The sequence below is a fragment of the Pseudomonas meliae genome (genome assembly GCF_001400515.1).
Lineage (GTDB): Bacteria > Pseudomonadota > Gammaproteobacteria > Pseudomonadales > Pseudomonadaceae > Aquipseudomonas > Aquipseudomonas amygdali.
On record NZ_LJQT01000035.1, the window covers coordinates 1 to 960 of the forward strand.

Consider the following 960-nt stretch of genomic DNA (forward strand, 5'->3'; position numbering starts at 1 on the left):
TTGTCTACACCCTCTTAACGGAAGCAATTTTTCTGTCTTCCGTCTGTTCTAGTACTCTGTCACGCTCCTTGATCAAGCCATCCAGAACAGCTTCATGCGGACCGTTTAACCAAGGCTGGAAATGATTGCAGGTGTAACAGGCAATAGGTGCTAAAGCGCCGCAAAAGCCGAAGCTACCGCAGGAGCCCAACCCCACAACACCATTGGAAATTCTGCTGCTTGGGTCATTTCCTCGCTTTGCGTGGCTCTCAGAGACAATGAGTACGCCTTGAAACGCTTGGGCTATGGGGGCTAGTTGCATAGCCACTGCCTTATCTATTCTCTCGACAATTTCAGGGATGTTCTTCACATACACACCAGCATTCTGAGTATCAGAATGATCGAGTGCTTCAGCAATGACAAACTCACCTCTCCCTTCCCGAGCGAGGTTGGTCCCCAAGGTGTAACGGAATCGAGTCGGATTCAGATGAACCGGAAAACCTGTTCGCTCGCTGATAACAGATATCGTTTTCTCAACTCGATCCATGGCGGCCTTTACAAAATGGCTTGGCGCATGCAAGCGATCCCCTTTGAGTTGCGTCCTTAACTCCGAGAGAGTGCCAACATTCTTCATAACTGGAAATAGCGGAAGCTCAGGGATCAACTCAAGGGGAAAGCCCCTCTCCGAACCTATCCGAAAATGCTGCGCGAACCACAAATGCCTGCTGCTTCAAAAGTAGCCATAAATCTTCGACTATTGAGAATTTACTGAATTCCGCGCGCCAAAACTGGCTCCGCTGCTTAGCTCGTGGAAAGTTGATATAGTATTTTTCGCCGTCTTGGTGAGAGTGTGAAAGCAAATCTTTCAGCTTCAACGCTGTAATTTGCACCCTTCGCCGCCCGGTCATAGCCAGGGTCATTGCGTAGCAGGTATCAGTAAGAGATAGAACACTCTCGCTGTAGGTGTCACCGCCACTGTAA

At 49.2% G+C, this 960-nt stretch carries 1 pseudogene; it reads right to left on the bottom strand.

Going from position 1 to position 960, the window contains the following annotated elements:
* Nucleotides 1-4 precede the first annotated feature (4 nt).
* Nucleotides 5-960 (bottom strand): annotated as a pseudogene (locus ALO64_RS01685) (site-specific integrase); the annotation flags it as partial.